At 69.1% G+C, this 21,684-nt stretch carries 19 protein-coding genes; 3 read left to right on the top strand and 16 right to left on the bottom strand.

Annotated features, from left to right (window positions below; genetic code table 11):
• The first annotated feature begins 5 nt into the window (after positions 1–5).
• Positions 6–1,049 (top strand): zinc-binding alcohol dehydrogenase family protein, encoded by a 1,044-nt coding sequence (locus FR943_RS15470; RefSeq protein WP_372448156.1) that lies wholly within the window; start codon positions 6–8, stop codon positions 1,047–1,049.
• Positions 1,050–1,059: 10 nt separating this feature from the next.
• Here FR943_RS15470 and FR943_RS15465 read toward each other — a convergent pair whose 3' ends face one another.
• Positions 1,060–1,791 (bottom strand): CPBP family intramembrane glutamic endopeptidase, encoded by a 732-nt coding sequence (locus FR943_RS15465; RefSeq protein ID WP_217158723.1) that lies wholly within the window; start codon positions 1,789–1,791, stop codon positions 1,060–1,062.
• 52 nt (positions 1,792–1,843) lie between these two features.
• The gene (locus tag FR943_RS15460; RefSeq protein ID WP_217158721.1) at positions 1,844–4,213 is read right to left on the bottom strand and encodes a phosphoketolase family protein; all 2,370 of its coding nucleotides are present in this window, start codon (positions 4,211–4,213) and stop codon (positions 1,844–1,846) included.
• Between the two features lie 72 nt (positions 4,214–4,285).
• Here FR943_RS15460 and FR943_RS15455 point away from each other — a divergent pair, with 72 nt between their 5' ends.
• Complete coding sequence (locus FR943_RS15455) at positions 4,286–5,773, top strand: acetyl-CoA acetyltransferase (protein ID WP_217158719.1); 1,488 nt, start codon at positions 4,286–4,288, stop codon at positions 5,771–5,773.
• On the opposite strand, the gene FR943_RS15450 is transcribed toward FR943_RS15455, so the two are convergent.
• The 12 genes from FR943_RS15450 to lon all read right to left on the bottom strand — a co-directional run bounded on the left by FR943_RS15450 (position 5,743) and on the right by lon (position 18,693).
• Complete coding sequence (locus FR943_RS15450; protein WP_217158717.1) at positions 5,743–8,880, bottom strand: helicase HerA domain-containing protein; 3,138 nt, start codon at positions 8,878–8,880, stop codon at positions 5,743–5,745. The two genes, FR943_RS15455 and FR943_RS15450, sit on opposite strands and share 31 nt — an antisense overlap.
• Entirely contained in the window at positions 8,880–9,527 is a 648-nt protein-coding gene (locus FR943_RS15445; RefSeq protein ID WP_217158715.1) for a hypothetical protein, read from the bottom strand. The genes FR943_RS15450 and FR943_RS15445 overlap by 1 nt, the downstream gene beginning before the upstream one ends.
• Positions 9,528–9,666: 139 nt before the next feature.
• Positions 9,667–10,893 (bottom strand): NAD(P)/FAD-dependent oxidoreductase, encoded by a 1,227-nt coding sequence (locus FR943_RS15440; protein WP_217158714.1) that lies wholly within the window; start codon positions 10,891–10,893, stop codon positions 9,667–9,669.
• A gap of 11 nt (positions 10,894–10,904) precedes the next feature.
• On the bottom strand, positions 10,905–11,630 hold the full coding sequence (locus tag FR943_RS15435; protein WP_217158924.1) for a DUF72 domain-containing protein: 726 nt from the start codon (positions 11,628–11,630) through the stop codon (positions 10,905–10,907).
• Between the two features lie 19 nt (positions 11,631–11,649).
• Positions 11,650–12,240, bottom strand: coding sequence for a hypothetical protein (locus FR943_RS15430; protein WP_217158712.1), 591 nt, complete (start codon positions 12,238–12,240; stop codon positions 11,650–11,652).
• 21 nt (positions 12,241–12,261) lie between these two features.
• Positions 12,262–12,513 carry a TM1802 family CRISPR-associated protein gene (locus tag FR943_RS15425; RefSeq protein WP_217158705.1) on the bottom strand — a complete coding sequence of 84 codons (252 nt, stop codon included), beginning with the start codon at positions 12,511–12,513 and terminating at the stop codon, positions 12,262–12,264.
• Positions 12,513–13,385 (bottom strand): oxygenase MpaB family protein, encoded by an 873-nt coding sequence (locus FR943_RS15420; RefSeq protein ID WP_217158703.1) that lies wholly within the window; start codon positions 13,383–13,385, stop codon positions 12,513–12,515. The genes FR943_RS15425 and FR943_RS15420 overlap by 1 nt, the downstream gene beginning before the upstream one ends.
• An 11-nt stretch (positions 13,386–13,396) precedes the next feature.
• Entirely contained in the window at positions 13,397–13,621 is a 225-nt protein-coding gene (locus FR943_RS15415) for a hypothetical protein (RefSeq protein WP_217158702.1), read from the bottom strand.
• A 59-nt stretch (positions 13,622–13,680) separates the two neighbouring features.
• Positions 13,681–14,013, bottom strand: a complete 333-nt coding sequence (locus tag FR943_RS15410) for a TfoX/Sxy family protein (protein ID WP_217158701.1) — start codon at positions 14,011–14,013, stop codon at positions 13,681–13,683.
• 1 nt (position 14,014) lies between these two features.
• Complete coding sequence (gene cycA, locus FR943_RS15405; RefSeq protein WP_217158699.1) at positions 14,015–15,451, bottom strand: D-serine/D-alanine/glycine transporter; 1,437 nt, start codon at positions 15,449–15,451, stop codon at positions 14,015–14,017.
• A gap of 52 nt (positions 15,452–15,503) precedes the next feature.
• The gene (locus tag FR943_RS15400; protein ID WP_217158698.1) at positions 15,504–16,295 is read right to left on the bottom strand and encodes a lysophospholipid acyltransferase family protein; all 792 of its coding nucleotides are present in this window, start codon (positions 16,293–16,295) and stop codon (positions 15,504–15,506) included.
• Between the two features lie 64 nt (positions 16,296–16,359).
• On the bottom strand, positions 16,360–18,693 hold the full coding sequence (lon, locus tag FR943_RS15395; RefSeq protein ID WP_217158695.1) for an endopeptidase La: 2,334 nt from the start codon (positions 18,691–18,693) through the stop codon (positions 16,360–16,362).
• Positions 18,694–18,831: 138 nt separating this feature from the next.
• On the opposite strand from lon, the gene FR943_RS15390 reads away from it, so the two are divergent.
• Positions 18,832–19,038 carry a hypothetical protein gene (locus FR943_RS15390; RefSeq protein WP_217158694.1) on the top strand — a complete coding sequence of 69 codons (207 nt, stop codon included), beginning with the start codon at positions 18,832–18,834 and terminating at the stop codon, positions 19,036–19,038.
• Here the strand turns inward: FR943_RS15390 and FR943_RS15385 are convergent.
• Together FR943_RS15385 and FR943_RS15380 are read right to left on the bottom strand one after the other, a co-directional pair.
• Positions 19,019–20,560, bottom strand: a complete 1,542-nt coding sequence (locus FR943_RS15385) for a molybdopterin-dependent oxidoreductase (protein WP_217158692.1) — start codon at positions 20,558–20,560, stop codon at positions 19,019–19,021. The two genes, FR943_RS15390 and FR943_RS15385, sit on opposite strands and share 20 nt — an antisense overlap.
• 79 nt (positions 20,561–20,639) lie before the next feature.
• Entirely contained in the window at positions 20,640–21,656 is a 1,017-nt protein-coding gene (locus FR943_RS15380; protein WP_217158690.1) for an esterase family protein, read from the bottom strand.
• Positions 21,657–21,684 lie beyond the last annotated feature (28 nt).

The following is a 21,684-nucleotide window of genomic DNA, read 5'->3' as shown; positions in this document are numbered from 1 at the left end:
CGGGCATGGCGGGTACCGGGGCAATGACGGCCTGGCAGGTCGTCGACCCCGGCCCGGTGAGTTCGCATCCGCTCCACCGGGTCACCGTGCCCGTGCCGCGGCCGGCGCCCGGCGAACTCCTCGTCAAGGTGCTGGCCTGCGGCGTGTGCCGGACCGACCTGCATGTGGCCGAAGGCGATCTGGCCGTGCACCGGCCCCACGTCATCCCCGGCCACGAGGTGGTCGGGGAGGTGGTCGCGCTCGGCTCAGATACCGGCCCTGATGCCGGCGGGGCCACCGGTGACGGCTTCACACCGGGGGACCGCGTCGGGGTGGCCTGGCTGCGGCACACCTGCGGGCGGTGCGGCTACTGCCGGCGCGGCCGGGAGAACCTCTGCCCGTCCTCGCGGTACACCGGCTGGGATGCCGACGGCGGGTACGCCGAATACACCACGGTGCCGGCGGCGTTCGCGTTGCGGCTGCCGAGCGGCTACTCCGACACCGAGCTGGCGCCGCTGCTGTGCGCCGGCATCATCGGCTATCGCGCGCTGCTGCGTGCCGAGTTGCCGCCCGGAGGACGTCTCGGGCTCTACGGCTTCGGGGGCAGTGCACACCTGACCGCACAGGTGGCGTTGGCCCAGGGCGCCCGGGTGCACGTGATGACCCGGGGCGAGCGGGCGCGGGAACTGGCGTTGCGGTTGGGTGCGTCGTCGGTGCAGGGAGCCGCCGACCCGCCGCCCGAACCGTTGGATGCGGCAATCCTCTTCGCCCCGGTCGGCGAGCTGGTGCTGCCCGCGTTGGCGGCACTCGATCGCGGGGGCATCCTGTCCATCGCCGGGATCCATCTCAGTGACATCCCGAGCCTGAACTACCAACGGCACCTGTTCCAGGAACGCGAGATTCGGTCGGTCACCGCCAACACCCGCGCCGATGCGCGGGATTTCCTGGCGTTCGCCGGCGAGCACCCGATGGCGGTCAGTACACCCGAATACGGATTGGACCGTGCCGACGAGGCGCTGGCGGATCTGAGCGCGGGCCGCATCGCGGGTGCGGCGGTGCTGCGAATGTAGTGGCCGAGCGTCAGGTCGACAGGTGCCAGACCAGGGCGGCGGCGATTGCGCCGACCCCGTTGAGCGACCAGTGCAGGGCGATCGGGGCGATCAGGCTGCCACTGCGTTTGCGCAGCCAGCTGAACACGAAGCCGGCGATCCCGGTGGCCACCACGGCCAGCACCACGCCGATCACCGTGCCCAGGATGCCGCCGCCGAACAGCCGGGTGAAACCGACGTTGCCACTGGTCAATCCGAGCGAGCTGGCGATGTGCCACAGACCGAACAGCAGCGAACCGGCGGCGGCGACGCCGCGGAACCCCCACGCCCGGTCCAACGCTCCGTGCAGCACGCCGCGAAACGCCAACTCCTCGGGGATCACCGTCTGCAGCGGGATGATCACCATCGACGCGATCAACGCCCCCGAGAGGGTGGCGTAGTGGTCGTTCATGAACATCGGCCGTGTCCACGGCAACAGCGCGCCGACCGCGATCACCGACACCACCAGCGCGACCGCACCCAGTGCGTACCCGGCACCGGAGCGCCAGTGCCGGCGGCTCAACCCCAGCTCGGCCCAGTCCAAGCCGCGGGCCCGCACCAGGATCAGCAGGCCGATCGCGGCGGCCGGGACGGTGGCGACGTTGGCCCACGGAGTGGTGAAGTGTGCGATCAGGTTGGTGAGCACCAGGATGGCGACCACGATGCCGATGTCGGCGTAGATCCGGAAATGCGGATGCGGGGCCGCGGCGCTCTGGTCAGACATAACCAGGCAATCGTACCGGCGGCGCGCAATTACCCAGGTCACACCGGTTCGATCAGTCCGCTGGCCAGGTCCACCCCGAGATCGCCGGGTCATCCTCGCCATGCTCGCGGGTGTAACGGCGGGCGGCCAACCGGGCGTCGATCATTTCCTGACGCAAGCCGGCCGCGCGTGCTCCCAGCCCCTCGACGCGGTCGATGACGTCGATCACCAGATGGAAGCGGTCCAGGTCGTTGAGCATCACCATGTCGAACGGTGTGGTGGTGGTGCCGCGCTCCTTGAATCCCCGGACGTGCATCTGATCGTGGTTGGAATGACGGTAGGTGAGCCGGTGGATGAGCCAGGGGTAGCCGTGATAGGCGAAGATGATCGGCTTGTCGGTGGTGAAGATGGCGTCGAACTCCCGATCGGACAGTCCGTGCGGGTGCTCGGATTCCGGCTGCAGCCGCATGATGTCGACGACGTTGACCACCCGGACCAACAGGTCGGGAAGCTTGCGCCGCAAGATGTCGGCGGCGGCCAGGGTTTCCAGGGTGGGGATGTCCCCGGCGCAGGCCAGCACCACATCCGGCTCGCCGGTGGTGGTGCCGGCCCATTCCCAGATGCCCAGGCCCCGGGTGCAGTGCGCGATGGCCTCGTCCATGTTCAGATACGTCAGGGCCGGCTGCTTGCCCGCGACGACCACGTTGACGTAGTGCCTGCTGCGCAGGCAGTGATCGGCAACCGACAGCAGGGTGTTGGCATCCGGGGGCAGGTACACCCGCACCACCTCGGGGCGTTTGTTGGCGACGTGGTCGATGAACCCCGGATCCTGATGCGAGGCGCCGTTGTGGTCCTGACGCCAGACGTGCGAGGTGAGCAGGTAGTTCAGTGAGGCGATGGGACGCCGCCACGGTAGCTCCGCGCTGCTGATCAGCCATTTGGCGTGCTGGTTGAGCATCGAGTCGACGATGTGGACGAAGGCCTCGTAGCAGTTGAACAGCCCGTGCCGCCCGGTCAGCAGATAGCCCTCCAGCCAGCCTTGGCACAGATGCTCGGAGAGCACCTCCATGACCCGGCCGTCGGGTGCGAGGTTCTCGTCGACGGGCAGGGTCTCGGCTTGCCAGACCTTGTCGGTCTTCTCGAACACCGCGCTCAGTCGGTTCGAGGCGGTTTCGTCCGGGCCCATCAGCCGGAAGCGGTCCGGGTTGCGGACGATGACGTCGCGCAGGAACTCCCCGAGCACGCGGGTGGCTTCGGCGGTCCCGGTGGCCGGGCGGTCCACGGTGACGGCGTAGTCGGCGAAGTCCGGCAGGTCCAGGTCATGCAGCAGCACCCCGCCGTTGGCATGCGGATTGGCGCTCATCCGGCGGTCACCGGCGGGCGCCTGCGCGCGCAACTCCGGGCGCAGCGCCCCGTCTGCGTCGAACAACTCCTCGGGCCGGTAACTGCGCAGCCACTCCTGCAGCTGGTCCATGTGTGACGGGTCGGTGCGGGTCTGCGACAGCGGCACCTGGTGGGCCCGCCAGGTGCCTTCCACCAGCTTGCCGTCCACCTCGTGGGGGCCGGTCCAGCCCTTGGGGGTGCGCAAGACGATCATCGGCCACAGCGGCCGACCGGCTTCGCCGTCCAGCCGCGCCGCCCGCTGGATCGCCGCGATCTGGTCGAACGCCTCGTCCAGCGCGGCGGCCAACTGCTGATGAACGTTTGCCGGGTCGTCTCCGGCTACCGTGATGGGCCGATATCCGTAGCCGTAGAACAGCGATTCGAGCTCTTCTTGCGGAATGCGGGCCAACACTGTGGGATTCGCGATCTTGTAGCCGTTGAGATGCAGGATCGGCAGTACCGCACCGTCGGTGACCGGGTTGAGGAATTTGTTGGAATGCCAACTGGCGGCCAGCGGTCCGGTCTCGGCCTCGCCGTCACCGACCACACAGGCCACCACCAGGTCGGGATTGTCGAAGGCGGCCCCGTACGCGTGCACCAGGGCGTACCCGAGCTCGCCACCCTCGTGGATGGACCCCGGACAGTCCGCGGAGACGTGGCTGGGAATACCGCCGGGAAAAGAGAACTGGCGGAACAACTTTCGCAGCCCGTCGGTATCCTCGCCGATCGCGGTGTAGACCTCGCTGTAGGTGCCCTCCAGATAGGCGTTGGCCACCAGGCCGGGCCCGCCGTGGCCGGGGCCGGTGAGGTAGATGACGTCGGCGTCACGCTCACGGATGATCCGATTGAGGTGGGCGTACAACAGGTTCAGCCCCGGGGTGGTGCCCCAGTGTCCGAGCAGCCGCGGTTTGATGTGCTCGGCGCTCAGTGGCTCACGTAGCAGCGGGTTGTCCAGCAGATAGATCTGGCCGACCGACAGGTAATTGGCCGCCCGCCAGTAGGCATCGAGCTGTTCGAGTTCTGTATCGGTCAGAGCCGGTGAGACAGTCGCTTCGCTCATCTGTCCATGGTGCCGGTTCTCGATGAATAGTGCGTGCGATCCCGGTGAAGTGCCTGGGCTAGGTTCGTGGGCATGCCCGTCCCCAGAACTCTCGATCCGCGCACCCCCGTACTCGTCGGTTACGGCCAGGTCAACCAGCGCGACGAGAATCCGGATGTCGAACCGGTCGACCTCATGGTCGCCGCGGCCCGGGCCGCCGCCGATCCGCGGGTGCTGGAGGCGGTGGACGCGGTGCGGGTGGTCAACCTGCTGTCCTGGCACTACCGTGATCCGGGTTTGCTTCTGGCACAACGAATCCGGGCCGCGCAGGCCCGGACCCGCTACACGGGTGTCGGCGGCAACGTCCCGCAGACCCTGGTGAACGAAGCCTGCCTGGACCTGCAGGCGGGCCGGGCCGAGGTGGTGCTGATCGCCGGCGCCGAGACGTGGCGCACCCGAAGCCGGCTGCGGGCCCGCGGAGCCAGGCCGGGCTGGACCCAGCAGGACGACTCGGTGCCCGAGGCCCCCGGCGCCCACGAAGGGGTGCCGCTGGCCGGTGACGCCGAACTGCGGATCCACCTGGACCGTCCGGCCTACGTGTACCCGATGTTCGAGCAGGCGTTGCGGATCGCGGCGGGGGAGAGCAGCGACGCGCACCGGCGGCGAATCGGTGAGCTGTGGTCTCAGTTCAGCGCGGTGGCGGTGGACAACCCGCATGCCTGGAGTCGGGCGGCGGTGACGTCCGAGCAGGTCTGGCAGCCGGGTCCGGACAACCGGATGATCAGCTGGCCCTACACCAAGCTGATGAACTCCAACAACATGGTCGATCAGGGTGCGGTGCTGATCCTGACCACTGTGGAGAAGGCGACATACCTCCAAATCCCCACTGACCGTTGGGTTTTCCCGTACGCCGGGACCGACGCGCACGATACCTACGCCATCGGTGAGCGGGCCGAGCTCTATCGCTCGCCGGCGATCCGGAACGCCGGGCGCCGGGTGCTGGCGCTGGCCGGCCTGGGCGTCGACGAGCTCGATTTCGTCGACGTGTACTCATGCTTCCCCTCTGCGGTCCAGGTGGCCGCAGCCGAAATCGGTCTGCCGCTGGGCGATCCGGCCCGCCCGCTCACCGTCACCGGCGGACTGACATTCGCCGGTGGACCCTGGAACAACTATGTTTCGCACTCCATCGCCACGATGGCCGAACAGTTGGCGGCCCGTCCGGGGACCCGTGGGCTGATCACCGCCAACGGCGGATACCTCACCAAGCACAGTTTCGGGGTCTACGGCACCGAGCCGCCGGCCCATGAATTCCGTTGGCAGGACCTGCAATCCGAGGTCGATGCCGAGCCCACCCGGAGACTGCAGGTGGAGTTCACCGGGGTCGGGACGGTGGAATCGTGGACCACCCCAGTCGGCCGCGACGGGGCGGCCGAGCGGGCCTTCCTGGCCGTGCGCACCCCTGCGGACGCACGCACGCTGGCCCGCATCGTCGACACGTCGCAGGCGGCGGCGACCATCACGCAGGACATCGCCGGGGCCAGGGTGCAGGTTCACCCCGACGGTAGCGCCACCCTGCTCTGAGCCGGCAGCCCGCGCTGGGCCAGCGCCAGCACCTCATCGGTGGTGGGTGGGCTGGGCGGATGGTGCGACAGGCACCAGGGCGTCTGGATCTTGTGGAAAGCGTTGCCCTCCAACGCCACGTAGAACTGTCCGGACCGCAGCTTGCTGATGTCGGGGACGTGGCCGCCCTTGACCCGGGCCATCTCCCTGGCCACCGCGATCTGGGCCGGCGAGTTGAGCAGTCCGTAGAACTGAGTGGTGGCGTTGCCCGGGATGTGGTTGTGCAGCCCGCGCGGCGACTGCGTGGCGAACACCAGCCCCAGGCCGTACTTGCGTGCTTGCGAGGACAGCGCCAGGGTGCTGTGGGTGCACGCGGTGGTGTGGGTCGACGGCGCGAAATTCTGCGCCTCGTCCATCACCAGCAGCCCACTGAGCGGACGGTCGCCGGCCGGGTTGCGCTTGATCCAGGCGAACAGCGCCATCTGCAACTGATTGACGAAGCCTTCGCGCTGTTGGTCGCTGGTCAGGCCGACCATGCTGATCACCGACACCCGGGCGCGGTAGCCCGGTGACGGTGTCAACAGCACACCCGGGTCGGCCCCGGTCCCGGCGCCGCCGAACAACGGATCGTTGACCGTGGCGGCGCGCAGGTTCTGGGCCAGCTCGGCGGCCAGTTTGCGGGCCTCGTCCAAGGTGCTGACCTCGGCGGGCAGATTGGCGAGCAGGTCGATGAAGCCGTCCAGGCTGACCGGCCGGCCGGCCCCGTAGAAGCGCAGCGCCTCCCGCAGCACCGCGCGAGACCGGTTGGCCTTGGCGGTGTTTCCGGCGATCAGGGCGCGGGGCTCCAGTGCGGCGACGGCAGACTCGACGGCGTCGGAGAACTCGTCGGCGTCATCGATGACGCCGGCGAAGTCGGGAAGCGGCTGGAAGGACAACGGCCGGCCGGTGGACCGGCGCGGGGTCCACACCACCACCTCGGTGTTGTCGAGATACTCCTCGGCGCGCTCGTTGTCGCCCGGGTTCCACCCCGGCGGGGTCTCGGGCCAGCGGTCGCCGAGCCGGGACAGGTCGTTGTTGGGATCCAGCACGATCGAGGACACCCCGCGCAACGCGCATTCCTCGACCAGCCGCCGGATCAACACCGTCTTGCCCGAGCCGGAACCGGCGAAGATCGCGGTGTGCTTGCGCAGCGCGGCCAACTCGACCGACACCGGGCGTCCACCGGGGCTGTCCAGTCCCAGGGTCACCGCGGCGTCGGAGTGTTCGATGACGGGCACGGGTTGCGGCGCGCGCACCGGTTCGACGAACTGGGGCGGGGTCACCGGCGGCGGCGGATCGCCTGCGATCTCGCCGAGCGCGGCCCGCAGCCAGGCGATCCCGTGCGCGGGTCGGCGCCGGCGCAGCCACTCGGGCAGGTCGGGGTGATTGTCGTCGATGAGATCGCGCAGCGCGGTCATGGTGCGCACGTCGTCCTCGCTCAGCGGCAGCACCCGCCCGCCGGCGGCCTCGAACTCGGCGATCATCACCGCGGTCTTGGCGCCCTTGGGCCATGCGGTGTTGCGCAGCAGGAACAGTCGGCGCCGGTCGGGGTTGACGCCGGTGGCCTCCCAGGCTTTGCGAAGCCGGTTCTGGACCGCCACGGCGTTGCCCGAGGAGATCGCGCGAAACGCCCAGTGCCGCTCGTCGTCGGTGGCGGCGTCGAGGGTCTGGCGGAGCCGGCCGTGCAGCACCACCCGGTGGCCCGGGGGCGGGTCGGGGCGGAACGCCTGCCCGGCATCGCCGAGCTCGGTGATCCAGGCATCCAGGGCCGCCGACAGCAGCGGAGGCATCGTCGTGTCCTCGCCATCGGGATCGAGGGCGGCCACCGTCACCGCCCGGCGCCGGTAGTCGGTGAAACGGCGGTCCAGTTCGTCGGTGTCGCCGAGCGTGATCTCGCCGGCGCCGGGCGCGCGCGGTTCTGCCACCTCACCGGTGAGCTGGGTCAGCTCTTCGACGATGTCGCGGTCCAGGCAGCGCCGCACGTGGGTGTCGGCGCGCTTGAGCAGTTGGCGCGGGGTGTACTGGGTGGCGTCGTCGAACGCCGACGGCAGGATCGGCCAACTCGGATACGGCGGGGTGAAGCCGACGGCCGAATAGCTGGCGGTGAAACGGCGTTCCAGGATGGCCCGGCCCACCTCGGGTGTCGGTAGGCCCTGCAGCATCGCCGTGGTCCGGAACCGGTCCTGCACGGTGGCGGTGGCGCGGTCCTGGATGGCTTCCCAGGCCGCCGGCAGGCAGGCCACGACCCCGACCGTGCGACGCATGGTCTGGCGCAGCGACATCAGCCCGTGGGCGACGTGCTCGAGGTCGCGGTCCCCGGCGCCGCCCGCGGCGTCGGTGCGATCGCCCGACTGGGCCAGCAGCGTGTCGATCTGGTCCAGCGCCAACACCGACGGACCGGCCAGGGCGATCAGCCGCGAGATGTCGCGCACCGACTCCTGAGCGGTGAGCACCGGTGCGGGCAGCCCCCAGGCTTCCCTCGCACCGCTGCCGGTCAGGAACGCCTCACCGATGTCCTGCAGCTCGAGATCGCCTGCGCCCAATAGCACCAGGGCGCGCAGCGTGTGGTGGGCGCGTTTGACGGTGTGGCGGTGCACCTTGTGCAGCGAGTTGACGAAGTCCGTGAGGATCTCGGGGGTCAGATCGTCGTCGCCGATCACCGCGCGGCGGTTGGCCCGGGAGATGTGGGCCACCGACGACAGCTCCCACAGCAGGTCTTTGAGTTGCGTCTCGCGTTCGCTGCCGGGACGGCCCAGGCTCTCCAGGATGCCGGCCCGGGCGGACTGCCAGAAGCCGGCCGCGTCCAGCAGTTCGACCAGGAAGAAGTAGCCGCCACCGGTCTGTACCTGCTCGCGTACCTGGCCGAGCAGGTGGGTCTTGCCCGAGCCGGCCGGGCCGCGCACCACCACCCCCAGTGGGCTGGAGTCGGTTTCGCGTCCGGCGTCGCCGAAGGCGGCCAGCACGTCGGCCATCGCCCGGTCGTGCAGACCGCGCACGTGCAGGGCACCCTGCGAGTGCCACAGATCGTCGGCGGTGGGCGCCCAGGTCAGGCGAAGCGCGCTGAGCGCTTCGCGGTGCTGAAGTTCCATCAGGACTCGATCGCGATCAGATGCTTGTCCTGGTTGCCTATCGCTACCGCGGCCTCGCGGTCGTCGGGGGTGAGCACCTTCTGGTTCTCCTCGGGGATCAGGCTGACACCGGGCTGCTGGTAGAGGCTGATCAGCGCGGCATCGACGGTGGGACGGGGCAGCTCGGGCACGGCCTGCCGCAGCCGCAGCAGACTCACCCAGCCGCCGGGCCGGGCGGCCAGCCCGGCGTAGGCGGTGCGCAGCCGGATCTCGGGCTGCGCGGCGTCGGGTCGGGGTTCGGGGCCGGCGGCAGCCTCGTCGGCCGGCAGGAACACGTCGGCGGGTACCAACTCGGCTTGCTGGAAGTACCGGCCCAGTGCGCCCAGCAGGGTGTACAGCGCCCGGCCCTGTCCGCTGGAGCGGGGCGGGGTGTCGGTGCCGAACAGGCGACGACACAACGCCCACCCCGCGTCGGTGAGTTCGTGGACCAATGGCCGGGTGCCCGTCGTCTCGATCAACCCCAACCGGTTGAGTCGATCACGCTGGGGTTTGTCGAGCTTGGGCCCGAGCCGTTCCAGCTCGGGGTTGGGCACCGGGCGCGATTCGGCCATCAGTACCAGCAGGACCGCCTGCTCGGAGCCGGTCAGCTCGTCGGGCGCGACATTCACCGGTTGGACACCTTCCTGCCATCGTGGGCGCAGAGTTTCCCCGGCGCTGTCTCCTGCACGTTAGCGTGAACCCCTGACCGCACGAGAATGTTGTTGTGTGACACGGGTTTCGCCCCCGCGCCGGCGGTAACGTCCGCAGCTACCCGGCCGACAGCGGCTGCGCTGGGTCGGCGATGCGTTGCGGGTCGACCGGGACGCGGGCCCGGATCAGCGCTTTGACGTCGTCAAGGACATCCCACACGTTGACGTTCATTCCGGCCAGAACCCGGTTGTCGGCGTCGAGCCAGAACGCCACGAACTCGCGCCCAGCAACGTCGCCACGGAACACCACCCGCTCATATTCGGGTGCATGCCCCACATATTCCATGCCGAGGTCGTACTGATCGGTGAAGAAATAGGGCAACTCGTCGTATTCGGCATTGCCGCCGAGCATCCCGGCGACGGCCACCGGGGGCTGCTTGAGCGCGTTGGCCCAGTGCTCGGTGCGGATCCGCACCCCGAACAGCGGATGCTGGGCGGCGGCGATGTCACCGACGGCGTAGATGTCGGGATCACTGGTGCGCAGCGACGCGTCGACGAGCACCCCGCCGTCGCCCATGGCCAGCCCGGACTGTTCGGCCAGCGCGATGTTGGGCGCCGCGCCGACGGCGACGAGCACCGCGTCGGCGCCGACGGTGGAGCCGTCACCGAGGCGCAGGCCGGTGGCCTTGCCGTCGTCGGTGGTGATCTCCTGCACCGAGGTGTCCAGGCGCAGATCCACCCCGTGCTCGCGGTGCAGCTGGGCGAACACCGCACCCAGCTCGGCGCCCAACGCGGCCAGCAGCGGCTGGGCGGCCGTCTCGACGACGGTGACGTTGACGTCGCGGCCGCGGGCGCCGGCGGCGACCTCCAGCCCGATCCAGCCGGCGCCCACGATGGCCAGCGTCGAACCGGGTTTCAGGGCTGCGCTCAGGGCCGCGGCGTCGTCGACGGTGCGCAGGTAGTGCACGCCCGCGGCGTCCGATCCCGGGATAGGTGGCCGGCGCGAGGCCGACCCGGTGGCCAGCAGCAGCTTGTCGTAGCCCAGTGTGGTGCCGTCGGGCAGCGTGAGCGTGTGGCCGGCCGCGTCGACGGCGGTGACCTCGGTGCCCAGCCTCAGGTCGATGTTGTGGTCGCGGTACCAGGGCGCGGCCTCGACGGTGAACTCGTCGAGGGTTTTCTTGCCGGCCAGGTACTCCTTGGATAGCGGCGGACGCTCGTACGGTAGCTGGTCTTCCGCGGCGAACAGCACGACATGGCCGTCAAAGTCGTTGTCCCGCAGAGCCTCAGCGGCCTTGGCGCCGGCCAGGCCGCCACCGACGATCGCGAATGTGGACGACGTTGTCATGTCGATTCAGCCTACTCGCCCGACACCAGGCGCTTGAGGGTTCGGGCGTTGCGGACCGCGTGACCACCGAGATCGTTGTTGAAGTAGACGACGACGCGGTGGCCGTCGCGGTCCCACCGCCGGCACTGCCGGGCCCACTTCGTCAGCTCGTCGTCGGTGTAGGAACCGGCATACCTGCGGTCCTGGTCGTCGCCGGGGCCGTGCATGCGGAGGTAGACCAGGTCGGTGGTGGCGATCGGGTCGCAGGTCAATCCCGGTCCGCTCATCACCACGTACGCGGCGTGGTGGCGCCGCAGCACCGCATACACCGCCGGGTCGTGCCAGGACGGGTGTCGTAGTTCCATCGCCTCCCGGATGTCGCGGGGGAGTTGCGCCAGGAAGTCGGTGAGCAGGTCGTCGTCGCGTTCGATGGCTGGATGCAGTTGGACCAGCAGGGCCTCGTTGTGATCGCCCAGCAGGTGCCAGTACTGCTCGAACCGGGGCGTCCAGGCTTGCGGTGAGCGCAGCCGCCGGAAGTGGGTGAGCCCGCGGTGGGCCTTGACCGACATGGTGAACCCGTCCGGAAACTGCCGGCGCCACCCGGTGAACGTGGCGTCAGTGGGCCACCGGTAGAAGCTGCCGTTGAGTTCCACGGTGTCGAATTCGTCTGTGTAGCGGGCCAGCCGGGCCTTGGCCGGTGTGCCCCGCGGATAGAGCACCCCGGTCCAGTGGTCGTACGACCAGCCCGAGGTGCCGATCGGCGATCATCTGCCATCGCTAGGGGACGTCGGTGTAGTGCAGGGTGTAGCCCTCGGCCGAGAAGGTGAAACCTCGCCCGGTCAGTTCCCGCACGCAGGACACCCCGGACTGGTCCTGGACATTGCACCGGAAACCCGCGACGGCCAGTACCTTGCCGAACGGCAACACGACGGCGTCGGTGCGGGAGAACTCCTGGTCGTCCAGCGCGACGAAACGCGCGTCGGTGTCGCGGTCGAGCACGAGCGCGTTCGGTGCCGTCGTTCCGCCGGCCGGGTCGGGGACCGCCTCAGGTGCTCCCGTCACGCCGATCGCCGACGCGCCCCCGGCAGCCTGGCAGCCGGCCCGGTCGTGCGGCAGGATCGCGCAGCGCCAGCGCCCGCTCGGGGTGCTGAAGTAGTAGGCCCGGCGGCCCGGGGTGTCGAGCGACTCGAGCTGGTAGTCGGCGGCGTCGACGAGGTGTGCGGTGCCGAATTCCGGTGGCGGCACAGTGGTTGTCGCCGGCGGCGGTGCTGTCGCATCGTCGGTGTTGATCACGGTCCCCGATGCGCATCCGGACAGCGCGGAGGCGGCGGCCCCGACGAGGGCACAGACGACGAGGCAAGCCTTCACGACGCAAGACCCTAGCCGTGCTCACATGGGGATGCACACGTCGGCGCCGAGCAGCAGCACCGGCCACAGCAGCGTCACCTGACCGAAGGCCACCAGGTTGGCCCCGGCCGGGAACTTGGTCAGCAGGCTCGTCTCGATCAACTGCACCTGGTCGGGGTGGAAGAAGGTCCAGACCAAGCCGATCACCAGGTAGGGCAGGGCCAGCCACATCAGGGTCTCGATCAGCTGCTCGACGCTGACCTTGTGGGCCAGGATCCGGCGCAGCCGCGTCATCAGATCAGCGCCTTGCCGGTGCGGGTCCGCCGGCGCACGTCGGCCAGCAGCAGGTAGCTGCCGCCCTGTCGGACGAACACCGGCAGGAATCGGTTGCCGAATGCCACGGCGAGGAACAGCCATTCGAACAGGCGTTGCCGGCCGCGGCCCCAGCCGAAGCCGACGGCCTCGCGGAACACCGGCGCCAGAAAGCCCGCGGTCAGGAATTTCAGGAGCGGTCGGAACGGAATTCGCAGCAGCGGGTTGATCATCCGCAGGTTCACCAGGTCGTGCAGATATTGCACGACCACGGTGTCCATCTGCACCTGCGTGCAGGCGGCGTCCCAGTAGGTGTCGAATTCGGCGCGGGTGGCCGGCCACTGCTCGGGGCTGACCTGCAGCGTGGTGCCCAGTGTCGCGGCAGATTGATAGAACTGCTCGGCCTGCGCCTCGGTCATCTCACCGCGCAGCAGTTGGTAGACGTCTTCGAGCCCGACGAACAGGCAGGCCGCCACCCACAGCTGCAGGTCGCGGTCGAAGGCGTTGTACTGCACCGGACTTGCCGGTCCCGAGCGCACCGCGCGGTGCGCGACGTCGACGGCGTCGCGGAAGGCCACCCGGTCCTCGGGGGTGCCGAGAATGGCCACCGCCAGGTAGCTCAGGGTGGTGCGGGCCCGCTTCCAGGGGTGCTTGAGCAGGTTGCCGGAATCGACGGTGCTCTCGACGACGCCGTGGCCCACGCCCGGCCGGGCCAGTTGCATGATCACGTTGGCCGCCCCGGCGGCAAAGCCCCAGAAGTCGATCGCGTCGGCGAGGGTGACGTCTTCGTCGGACCAGCGGGCGGTCCGTCGGGTGATGGTGATCCGGTTGGCGCCGGTGTGGGCGTGCGACATTCGCCGGCTCCTCAGCTCATGCACACGTTGGTGAACAACAGCACCGGCCAGGACACCACCGCACCCAGAAAGGACACCACGGCCGCGGCGCGGTTCATGCCGCTCAACGCAGCGGTGTGGGTGAGCGACCAGATCAGGCCGATCAGCAGATATGGCACCGCCAGGAGGATGGCGGTGCCGATCCATTCGGCAACGGTCATCTGGAAGCCGAGGATTTTGCGTACTGCGGTCAACATTGAGATCCCCTGTCATGCGGGGTCTATGTTAATGGTGATTCAGCCCGGCGTCCCGAAAACTACTTGGCCGGCAGGCTCTTGGCGTAGTCGACACCGCGGGCGACCCACGATTGGAGTTGGCGTGTGGTCCGTAGACCGGGGCCGGCGATCCGCAGCCAGCCGCGCATTTCCCGGCCGCCCATCACCATGGGTTCGACGTGGTCGCGCTGCAGCAGTTTCGCGCTGTCGGCGCGGGCCACCCGCACCATGAGCGCGCCGTCGCGGGTGGCCGCGACCGCCATGTTGCCGTTGACCAGGAACGCCAGCCCGCCGAACATGCGCTTCTCGTCCAGACCCGCTTCGGTTGCGGTCAACTCGCGGATGCGGTCCACCAGGTCGGGATCGACGGGCATGTCAGTCGGAATTCGTCGACTCGAGGTCGGCGCGGAACGCGGCTTCGCGGGCCAGATGTCCGGGCCGGCGGCGCAGCACCGCCCAGGCGATTCCGAGCACGATGAACCAGACCGGCGTGACCAGCAGCGCCTGTCGGGTGTCCTGTTTGAGTGTGAAGGCGACGACCAGGAAGACGAAGAAGGCCAGCACGACGTAGCACATCGCCTTGCCGCCGGGCATCTTGAACTTCGATGCCTCGTGCAGGTGTGGCCGTCGCCTGCGGTACACGAGGTAGCTGGACAGGATGATCGTCCAGACGAACATGAAACACAGCGACGAGATCGTGGTGACGATCGTGAAGGCCTCGATGATCGAGTCGCCGACGGCCACCATCACCACGCCCGACAGCAGGAACACTCCGGACAGGAACAGGGCGTTGGCGGGCACGCGCCGGGAGGTGAGCCGGCCGAACACCCCCGGTGCGTCGCCTTCGGCGGCCAGGCCGTAGACCATCCGCGAGGTGGAGTAGATGCCGGAGTTGGCCGACGACGCCGCCGAGGTCAGCACCACGAAGTTGACCACCGACGCGGCGATGCCCAGGCCGGCGAGGCTGAACATGGCCACGAAGGGGCTGTGCGCCGGGTCGATCAGGCGCCACGGGGTCACCGAGATGATGACGAGCAGGGCTGCGACGTAGAACAGCATGACGCGCACCGGGATCGAGTTGATCGCCTTGGGCAGGTTGCGTTCGGGGTTCTTGGCCTCGGCCGCAGTGGTGCCGACCAGTTCGATGCCGACGAACGCGAACGTCGCGATCTGGAAGCCGGCCACGAATCCCATTGGGCCGGTGGGGAAGAAGCCGCCGTCGTTCCACAGGTTGGCAAAGCCGGCGGCCGCTCCGCTGGGCGACGTGAAGTGCGTGAACACCATCACCAGGCCGACGATGATCAGCGCGACGATCGCGATGATCTTGATCAGGGCGAACCAGAATTCGGTCTCGCCGAACGCCCGCACGGTCGGCAGGTTCAGCGCGATCAGCACCGCCACGGTCGCCAGCGCCGGGATCCACAGCTGCAGATCCGGCCACCAGTAGGCGACGTAACCGGAGATCGCCACCACGTCGGCCACCCCGGTGACGATCCAGCAGAACCAGTAGGTCCAGCCGGTGAAGAAGCCCGCCCACGGTCCGAGCAGATCGGCGGCGAAATCGGCGAACGACTTGTAATGCAGGTTGGACAGCAGCAACTCGCCCATCGCCCGCATCACGAAGAACAGCATGAAGCCGATGATCATGTAGACGAAGATCACCGAGGGTCCGGCCAGCGACACCGTCTTGCCCGAACCCATGAACAGGCCGGTGCCGATCGCACCACCGATCGCGATGAGCTGGATGTGCCGATTGGACAGCTGGCGGGACAGGTGCCGTTCGCCTTCGGCGACCTCAGTGATCTCAGACATCACCAGCCAGGATTGCAGGCCCGGTGGCGACCGCTGCAGCCAGCCCGGCGTTTCAGCCCAGTACCGGAAATCGGCGTTGGGCGGCCAGCCGGTCGAGCGCGGTCTGCATCACGCCGCGGATGTGCGCGTCGACGTCCCCGATGTCGGGGTCGGGTCCGAAGCGGGCGGTGATGTCGATCGGCGGGAGCACTTCGGTGACGATCTTGGTGGGCAGCGGCAGGTTGGGTGGCACGATGACGCTGGGTCCGAACGGCAGACCGATGCTGACCGGCAGGATGTCCAGCCGGAACCGGGGCAGTCCGAGCCGCTTGGCCAGCCAATTGCCCCTGGTCAGAAACAGCTGGCTTTCCTGGGCGCCGATCGAGACGGTCGGCACGATCGGCACGTCGGCGGCAAGGGCCGTGCGGACGTATCCGGTGCGCCCGTCGAAGTCGATCCGGTTGGCCTCGAATGTGGGCCGGTAGGCGTCGTAGTCCCCGCCGGGGAAGACCAGCACGGCCGCGCCGGAATGCAGGGCGGCCGCGGCGTTCTCGCGGCTGGCGTGGATCACGCCGAGCCGGCGGAACAACGCACCGGTCGGTCCGAGCAGCACGCCGTAGTGGGCGAGGGTGTACAGCGGTCGGTCGTAGCCGAAATGCCGGTAGAACGCCGGGCCGAAGACCAGCACGTCCGGTGTCAGCATGCCCCCGGAATGGTTCGCGACGACGAGCACGCCGCCGGCGTCCGGGATGTTTTCCAGGCCGTACACCTCGGAGCGATACCACCACTTCGCGATGGCAGCGGCCCATGACTCCGCCTGCCGGGTGACGACCGGATCCCACTGATCGAGTTCAGTGTCGTCCATCGTCGCTCCCGTCGTCCGGTCGGACAGGGGATACCCAGGGCAGGCGGCGTCATATCAGGCTCGGTTACGCGGCGGCGGTGGCGATCTCGTGGGCCGGTTCCAGCGCCGCGGCGACGATGTCGGCCACGTCGGTCATCGGCTTGACCTCCAGCGCCGCCAGCACCTCGGCCGGGACGTCATCGAGATCAGGCTCGTTGCGCGCCGGGATGAACACCGTCTTCAGCCCGGCCCGCTGAGCGGCCAGCAGCTTCTGCTTGACCCCGCCGATGGGCAGCACCCGCCCGTTCAGGGTGACCTCGCCGGTCATCCCGACGTCGCCACGCACCTGACGTCCGGTGGCCATCGAGACCAATGCCGTCACCATCGTGACCCCGGCGGACGGACCGTCCTTGGGCACCGCGCCGGCCGGCACGTGCACGTGGATGCGACGGTCCAGCGTCTTCGGGTCGACGCCCAACTGCTCGGCGTGCGAGCGCACGTAGGACAGCGCGATCTGCGCCGACTCCTTCATCACGTCGCCCAGCTGACCCGTCAGGGTCAAACCGGACTCCCCAGCCTCACCTGTTCCAGTCGCACCGGCCTCGATGTAGAGCACGTCGCCGCCCAGGCCGGTGACGGCCAGGCCGGTCGCCACGCCCGGCACCGCGGTGCGCTCGTCGGATTCCGGGGTGAACCGCGGACGGCCCAGGTACTCGACGAGATCGGGCTCGTCGACCACGATCGGGGCCTCGGCGGAATCCAGTTTCGTGGTCACCTTGCGCAACGCCTTGGCCAGCAACCGCTCGAACTGCCGGACGCCCGGCTCGCGGGTGTAGTCGGCGGCGATCTTGCGCAGTGCCGCGTCGGTCACGCGCACCTCGTCGGCGGTCAGCGCGGCCCGCTCGGCCTGCCGGGGCAGCAGGTAGTCGCGAGCGATGGCGACTTTGTCGTCCTCGGTGTAGCCGTCGATCTGCACCAGCTCCATGCGGTCCAGCAGGGCCGACGGGATGTTCTCGATCACGTTGGCGGTGGCCAGGAACACCACGTCGCTCAGGTCCAGATCCAGGTCCAGGTAGTGGTCGCGGAACGTGTGGTTCTGCGCCGGGTCGAGCACCTCCAGCAGCGCGGCCGACGGATCGCCCCGGTAATCGGAGCCCACCTTGTCGATTTCGTCCAGCAGCACAACGGGATTCATCGAGCCGGCTTCGCCGATGGCCCGCACGATCCGGCCCGGCAACGCGCCCACATAGGTGCGGCGGTGGCCACGGATCTCGGCCTCGTCGCGCACGCCGCCCAGGGCGACGCGGACGAACTTGCGGCCGAGCGCACGCGCGACGGACTCGCCGAGCGAGGTCTTGCCGACCCCGGGCGGACCGGCCAGCACCATCACGGCACCGGAACCACGGCCACCGACGACGGCCATGCCGCGCTGGGCGCGACGGGCCCGCACGGCCAGGTACTCGACGATGCGGTCCTTGACATCGTCCAGCCCGTGGTGGTCGGCGTCGAGGATTTCCCGGGCCCCCTTGAGGTCGGTCGAGTCCTCGGTGCGCTCGTTCCAGGGCAGGTCCAGCACGGTGTCCAGCCAGGTGCGGATCCAGCCGCCCTCGGGGCTCTGGTCGCTGGAGCGTTCCAGTTTGCCGACCTCGCGCAGCGCGGCCTCACGGACCTTGTCGGGCAGGTCGGCGGCTTCGACGCGGGCCCGGTAGTCGTCAGAACCCTCGGGCTCGCCTTCCCCGAGCTCCTTGCGGATGGCGGCCAGCTGCTGGCGCAGCAAGAATTCCTTCTGCTGTTTGTCCATCCCGGCCCGGACGTCTTCGGCGATCTTGTCGTTGACCTCGACCTCGGCCAGGTGTTCGCCGGTCCACTCGATCAGCACCCGCAGCCGCTGTGCCACGTCCTCGGTCTCCAGCAGCTCACGCCGCTGCACATCGGTGAGGTAGGAGGCGTAGCCGGCGGTGTCGGCCAGCGCCGAGGGGTCGGTGATCTTGTTCACCACGTCGACGATCTGCCAGGCCTCACGGCGCTGCAGCATCGCCAGCAGCAGTTGCTTGTATTCGGCCGCCAGCGCCTTGGTTTCCTCGGTGATCTGCGGGTCGGCGGTTTCTTCCACCTCGACCCACAGCGCGGCGCCGGGGCCGGTGGTGCCGGACCCGATGTGAGCCCGCCGTTCGCCGCGCACCACAGCTGCCTCCGCGCCCCCGGGCATCCGCCCGACCTGCACGATCGACGCGATGACGCCGTGCGTGGGGTAGCGGTCGTCCAGGCGGGGGGCGATCAGCAGTTTTCCGGATTCGCTCGCCTGCGCAGCGTCGATCGCGGTGCGGGCGGCGTCGTCGAGCTCGACGGGCACCACCATTCCGGGCAGCACGATCGGCTCGCTCAAGAACAGAACGGGTAATGCAGTTGGCTCGTGCATCAAACCTCCAAAAGTTAAGTCTGATGCGCTCAACCTTGGTCGGCCCGGGTTTGTTCCCGGCATCGCCGGTGCTCGGGTTCGCCGTGAGTGAACGGCGGCCAGGCGGCGGTGTTGTTGCCCCGGGGCTAGCATCCAACCATGAACCGGGGATACGTCGTGACGCTCGCGGTCGGTGTGCTGGTGGCGCTGTTCGGCCTGATCTGGGCGCTGCAGGGATTCGGCGTGTTGCAGGGCAGCCCGATGAGCAACACCACCACCTGGTCGGTCATCGGGCCGATCACCGCCCTGATCGGCGTCGTGATCGCGGTGCTCAGCTGGCGCAGGTTCAGGGCCGGGCGACGGTGAAATTCACCGAATGCCACCCGGTGGCGCCGTCGGGCACCGTGCCGGTTTCGTCGGGGGTCTGCACCGCGCCCGTGGTGTCGGTGGCCCGCACCGTGATGGTGTGACGGCCGGGCACTTCGGCCTGCCAGGGCAGGCTCCACAGCCTCCAGGTCTGCTCGGAATACGCCTCGCCCAGGCGGGCGGGTTGCCATGGGCCGTCGTCGATCCGGACCTCGACGGCGCGGACGCCACGGTTCTGCGCCCAGGCCACACCGCCGAACGTCGTCGACCCCACCGGCACCGTCTGCCCGGCCTTCGGGACGTCGATGCGTGACTGGGTTTTGACCGGCCCGCGGGCCGCCCAGCCCTGTCTGGTCCAATACGCCTCGGCGCGGTCGAAACGTGTCAGTTCGAGGTTGGTGACCCATTTGGTGGCCGACACGTACCCGTACAGTCCGGCCACCACCAACCTGGCCGGGTAGCCGTGTTCGACCGGAAGCGGCGCGCCGTTGAGCCCGACCGCCAGTAACGCGTCGCGACCGTCGGTCAGCGCCTGCACCGGGGTGCCCACGGTGAACCCATCCACCGACCCCGACAGCAGCATGTCCGCGTCGGGGCTCACCCCGGCGGCCGCCAGCAGGTCGGACAATCGGTAGCCCGTCCACAGCCCGGTCGAGATCAGGTCACCCCCAACAGGATTGGACACGCAGGCCAGGGTGATGGCTTTCTCCACGGCCTCGAAGCGGGCCAGATCGGCGAAACTGTACGTGATCTCGTGGTCCACCATGCCGTGGATGCGTAGCCGCCAGTCCGCGCGGCTCAACTGTGGCACCGACAGCGCGATGTCCACCCGGTAGAAGTCGCTGCTGTCGGTGACGAAGCGGGGCAGCGCCACGTCGTGCGGCTGGACCCCGGCCGGGATCGGTGGGGCCGGCACCCGGGGGAGCGGGAGTGCGGAGCTGTCGCGCTCGGCGGCAACCGAATTCGCCAACCGGCCGGCGACGGCGCCCAGGAGCCCGGTGGCCGCCCCGACGCCGAGCAGCCCGGCGGTGATCAGCCGCCGGCGTCGGGCGGAGTCGACCTCGGCTCCGTCCTCCGGGGACGCGGGCCACCGCCGGGCCAGCAGGCGCAGCACCGCGACACCGGCCGCGGTGCCCGCCACAATGGGCACGATGTCGGCCGCGGTGGCGCCGGTACGGGTCAGCACGGCCGCGCAGCCCAGTGCGCCGGCGGCACAAAAGATCGCGCTGCCGACGCGACGATGCGGGCTCTCCCAGGTGCCGGCCAGCGCGGCGACAGTGGCGATCACGACCAGCACGGCGGCCGCCAGGAAGATCTTGTCCGCACTGCCCAGCAGCTGAATCGCCCACTCTTTGACCACACCGGGGGTCAGGTCGACGACGGCCGCGCCCACCGCCCCCAGGGGATCGGCCCGGGGACCGAACGGCACCGCGAGCAGCGTCGCAACGCCGAGCGAGACCGCGGCAGCGGCGATTCCGCCACCCAGCCCGACATTCGGTGCCGACGTCGACGCGGAGTCCATCGCCATCAACCTACCCGCGCACACCGGCAGGGAGCCTGCCGTCGGGGGTGACGGCAGGCTCCCCGGGTGGGTGGATCTTCTAGGTGGCCGACTGTGCGCCGAGCACCCGCTGGATGTCGGGTTTCATCTGCTGCAGCTGCTGTCCCCAGTAACCCCAGCTGTGGGTGCCGTTGGCCGGGAAGTTGAACACCCCGTTGGTGCCACCGGCGGCAAGGTAGTTGTCCCGGAACGTGACGTTGGTGCGCAGCGTCAGGCCTTCGAGGAACTGGGCGGCCATCAGGTTGCCGCCACTGGTTCCGGCGTCGAGGTCCGACGGGGTCCCGGTACCGCAGTAGATCCAGATGCGGGTGTTGTTGGCCACCAGCTGGTTGATGTTGACCATCGGGTCGTTGCGCTTCCACGCCGGGTCGGTGGCCGGTCCCCACATGCTCTCGGCGTTGTAGCCACCCGCGTCGTTCATGGCCAGCCCGATCAGCATCGGCCACCAGCCCTCGGACGGGTTGAGGAAGCCGGACAGCGTCCCGGCGTAGATGAACTGCTGCGGGTGATGGATCGCGTAGGTCAGCGCCGCGCTGCCGGCCATCGAGATGCCGACGACTGCGTTGCCGGTCTGTGACACCCCGCGGTTGGCCGCCAGCCAGGCGGGGAGCTCCTGGGTCAGGAAGGTCTCCCACTTGTAGGTGTAGTCCTGGCCGTTGCCCTTGGAGGGTTGGTACCAGTCGGTGTAGAAGCTGGACTGCCCGCCGACCGGCATGATCACCGACAGGCCGGAATCGTTGTACCACTCGAACGCCGGGGTGTTGATGTCCCAGCCGTTGTAGTCGTCCTGGGCGCGCAGGCCGTCGAGCAGGTAGACCGCGTGCGGTCCGCCGCCCTGGAACTGGATACGGATGTCGCGGTTCATCGACGGGGAGAACACGTCGAGGTACTCGACCGGCAACCCCGGCCGGGAGAATGCACCGGCGGTGGCCGATCCGCCGACGAACCCGGCCAGACCGGGCAGCGCCAGTGCCGTAACGGCTCCGACCATCAACCGGCGCAGCCACGTCCTCGGCGTAGACCCTGCTGTGCCACGCATGTTTCTGAGGAACTTCATAACGGCAACCAACCCACCTTTCTTCGCC

It is taken from the genome of [Mycobacterium] fortunisiensis, from assembly GCF_019050325.1.
In the GTDB taxonomy this organism is placed as follows: domain Bacteria; phylum Actinomycetota; class Actinomycetes; order Mycobacteriales; family Mycobacteriaceae; genus Mycobacterium; species Mycobacterium fortunisiensis.
Note: the sequence above shows the minus strand (reverse complement) of the source record. Positions and strands in the feature narration are given on the sequence as shown.

What these genes read in the sequence shown, in the direction of transcription:
- FR943_RS15400 (WP_217158698.1), bottom strand. Translation starts at nt 16,295, where the DNA reads ATGGACGACACTGAACTCGATCAGTGGGATCCGGTCGTCACCCGGCAG.
- FR943_RS15470 (WP_372448156.1), top strand. Translation starts at nt 6, where the DNA reads ATGGCGGGTACCGGGGCAATGACGGCCTGGCAGGTCGTCGACCCCGGC.
- FR943_RS15390 (WP_217158694.1), top strand. Translation starts at nt 18,832, where the DNA reads ATGAACCGGGGATACGTCGTGACGCTCGCGGTCGGTGTGCTGGTGGCG.
- FR943_RS15425 (WP_217158705.1), bottom strand. Translation starts at nt 12,513, where the DNA reads ATGACGCGGCTGCGCCGGATCCTGGCCCACAAGGTCAGCGTCGAGCAG.
- FR943_RS15380 (WP_217158690.1), bottom strand. Translation starts at nt 21,656, where the DNA reads ATGAAGTTCCTCAGAAACATGCGTGGCACAGCAGGGTCTACGCCGAGG.
- FR943_RS15465 (WP_217158723.1), bottom strand. Translation starts at nt 1,791, where the DNA reads ATGTCTGACCAGAGCGCCGCGGCCCCGCATCCGCATTTCCGGATCTAC.
- FR943_RS15420 (WP_217158703.1), bottom strand. Translation starts at nt 13,385, where the DNA reads ATGTCGCACGCCCACACCGGCGCCAACCGGATCACCATCACCCGACGG.
- FR943_RS15450 (WP_217158717.1), bottom strand. Translation starts at nt 8,880, where the DNA reads ATGGAACTTCAGCACCGCGAAGCGCTCAGCGCGCTTCGCCTGACCTGG.
- FR943_RS15460 (WP_217158721.1), bottom strand. Translation starts at nt 4,213, where the DNA reads ATGAGCGAAGCGACTGTCTCACCGGCTCTGACCGATACAGAACTCGAA.
- FR943_RS15455 (WP_217158719.1), top strand. Translation starts at nt 4,286, where the DNA reads ATGCCCGTCCCCAGAACTCTCGATCCGCGCACCCCCGTACTCGTCGGT.
- FR943_RS15440 (WP_217158714.1), bottom strand. Translation starts at nt 10,893, where the DNA reads ATGACAACGTCGTCCACATTCGCGATCGTCGGTGGCGGCCTGGCCGGC.
- FR943_RS15385 (WP_217158692.1), bottom strand. Translation starts at nt 20,560, where the DNA reads ATGGACTCCGCGTCGACGTCGGCACCGAATGTCGGGCTGGGTGGCGGA.
- FR943_RS15410 (WP_217158701.1), bottom strand. Translation starts at nt 14,013, where the DNA reads ATGCCCGTCGATCCCGACCTGGTGGACCGCATCCGCGAGTTGACCGCA.
- lon (WP_217158695.1), bottom strand. Translation starts at nt 18,693, where the DNA reads ATGCACGAGCCAACTGCATTACCCGTTCTGTTCTTGAGCGAGCCGATC.
- cycA (WP_217158699.1), bottom strand. Translation starts at nt 15,451, where the DNA reads ATGTCTGAGATCACTGAGGTCGCCGAAGGCGAACGGCACCTGTCCCGC.
- FR943_RS15415 (WP_217158702.1), bottom strand. Translation starts at nt 13,621, where the DNA reads ATGTTGACCGCAGTACGCAAAATCCTCGGCTTCCAGATGACCGTTGCC.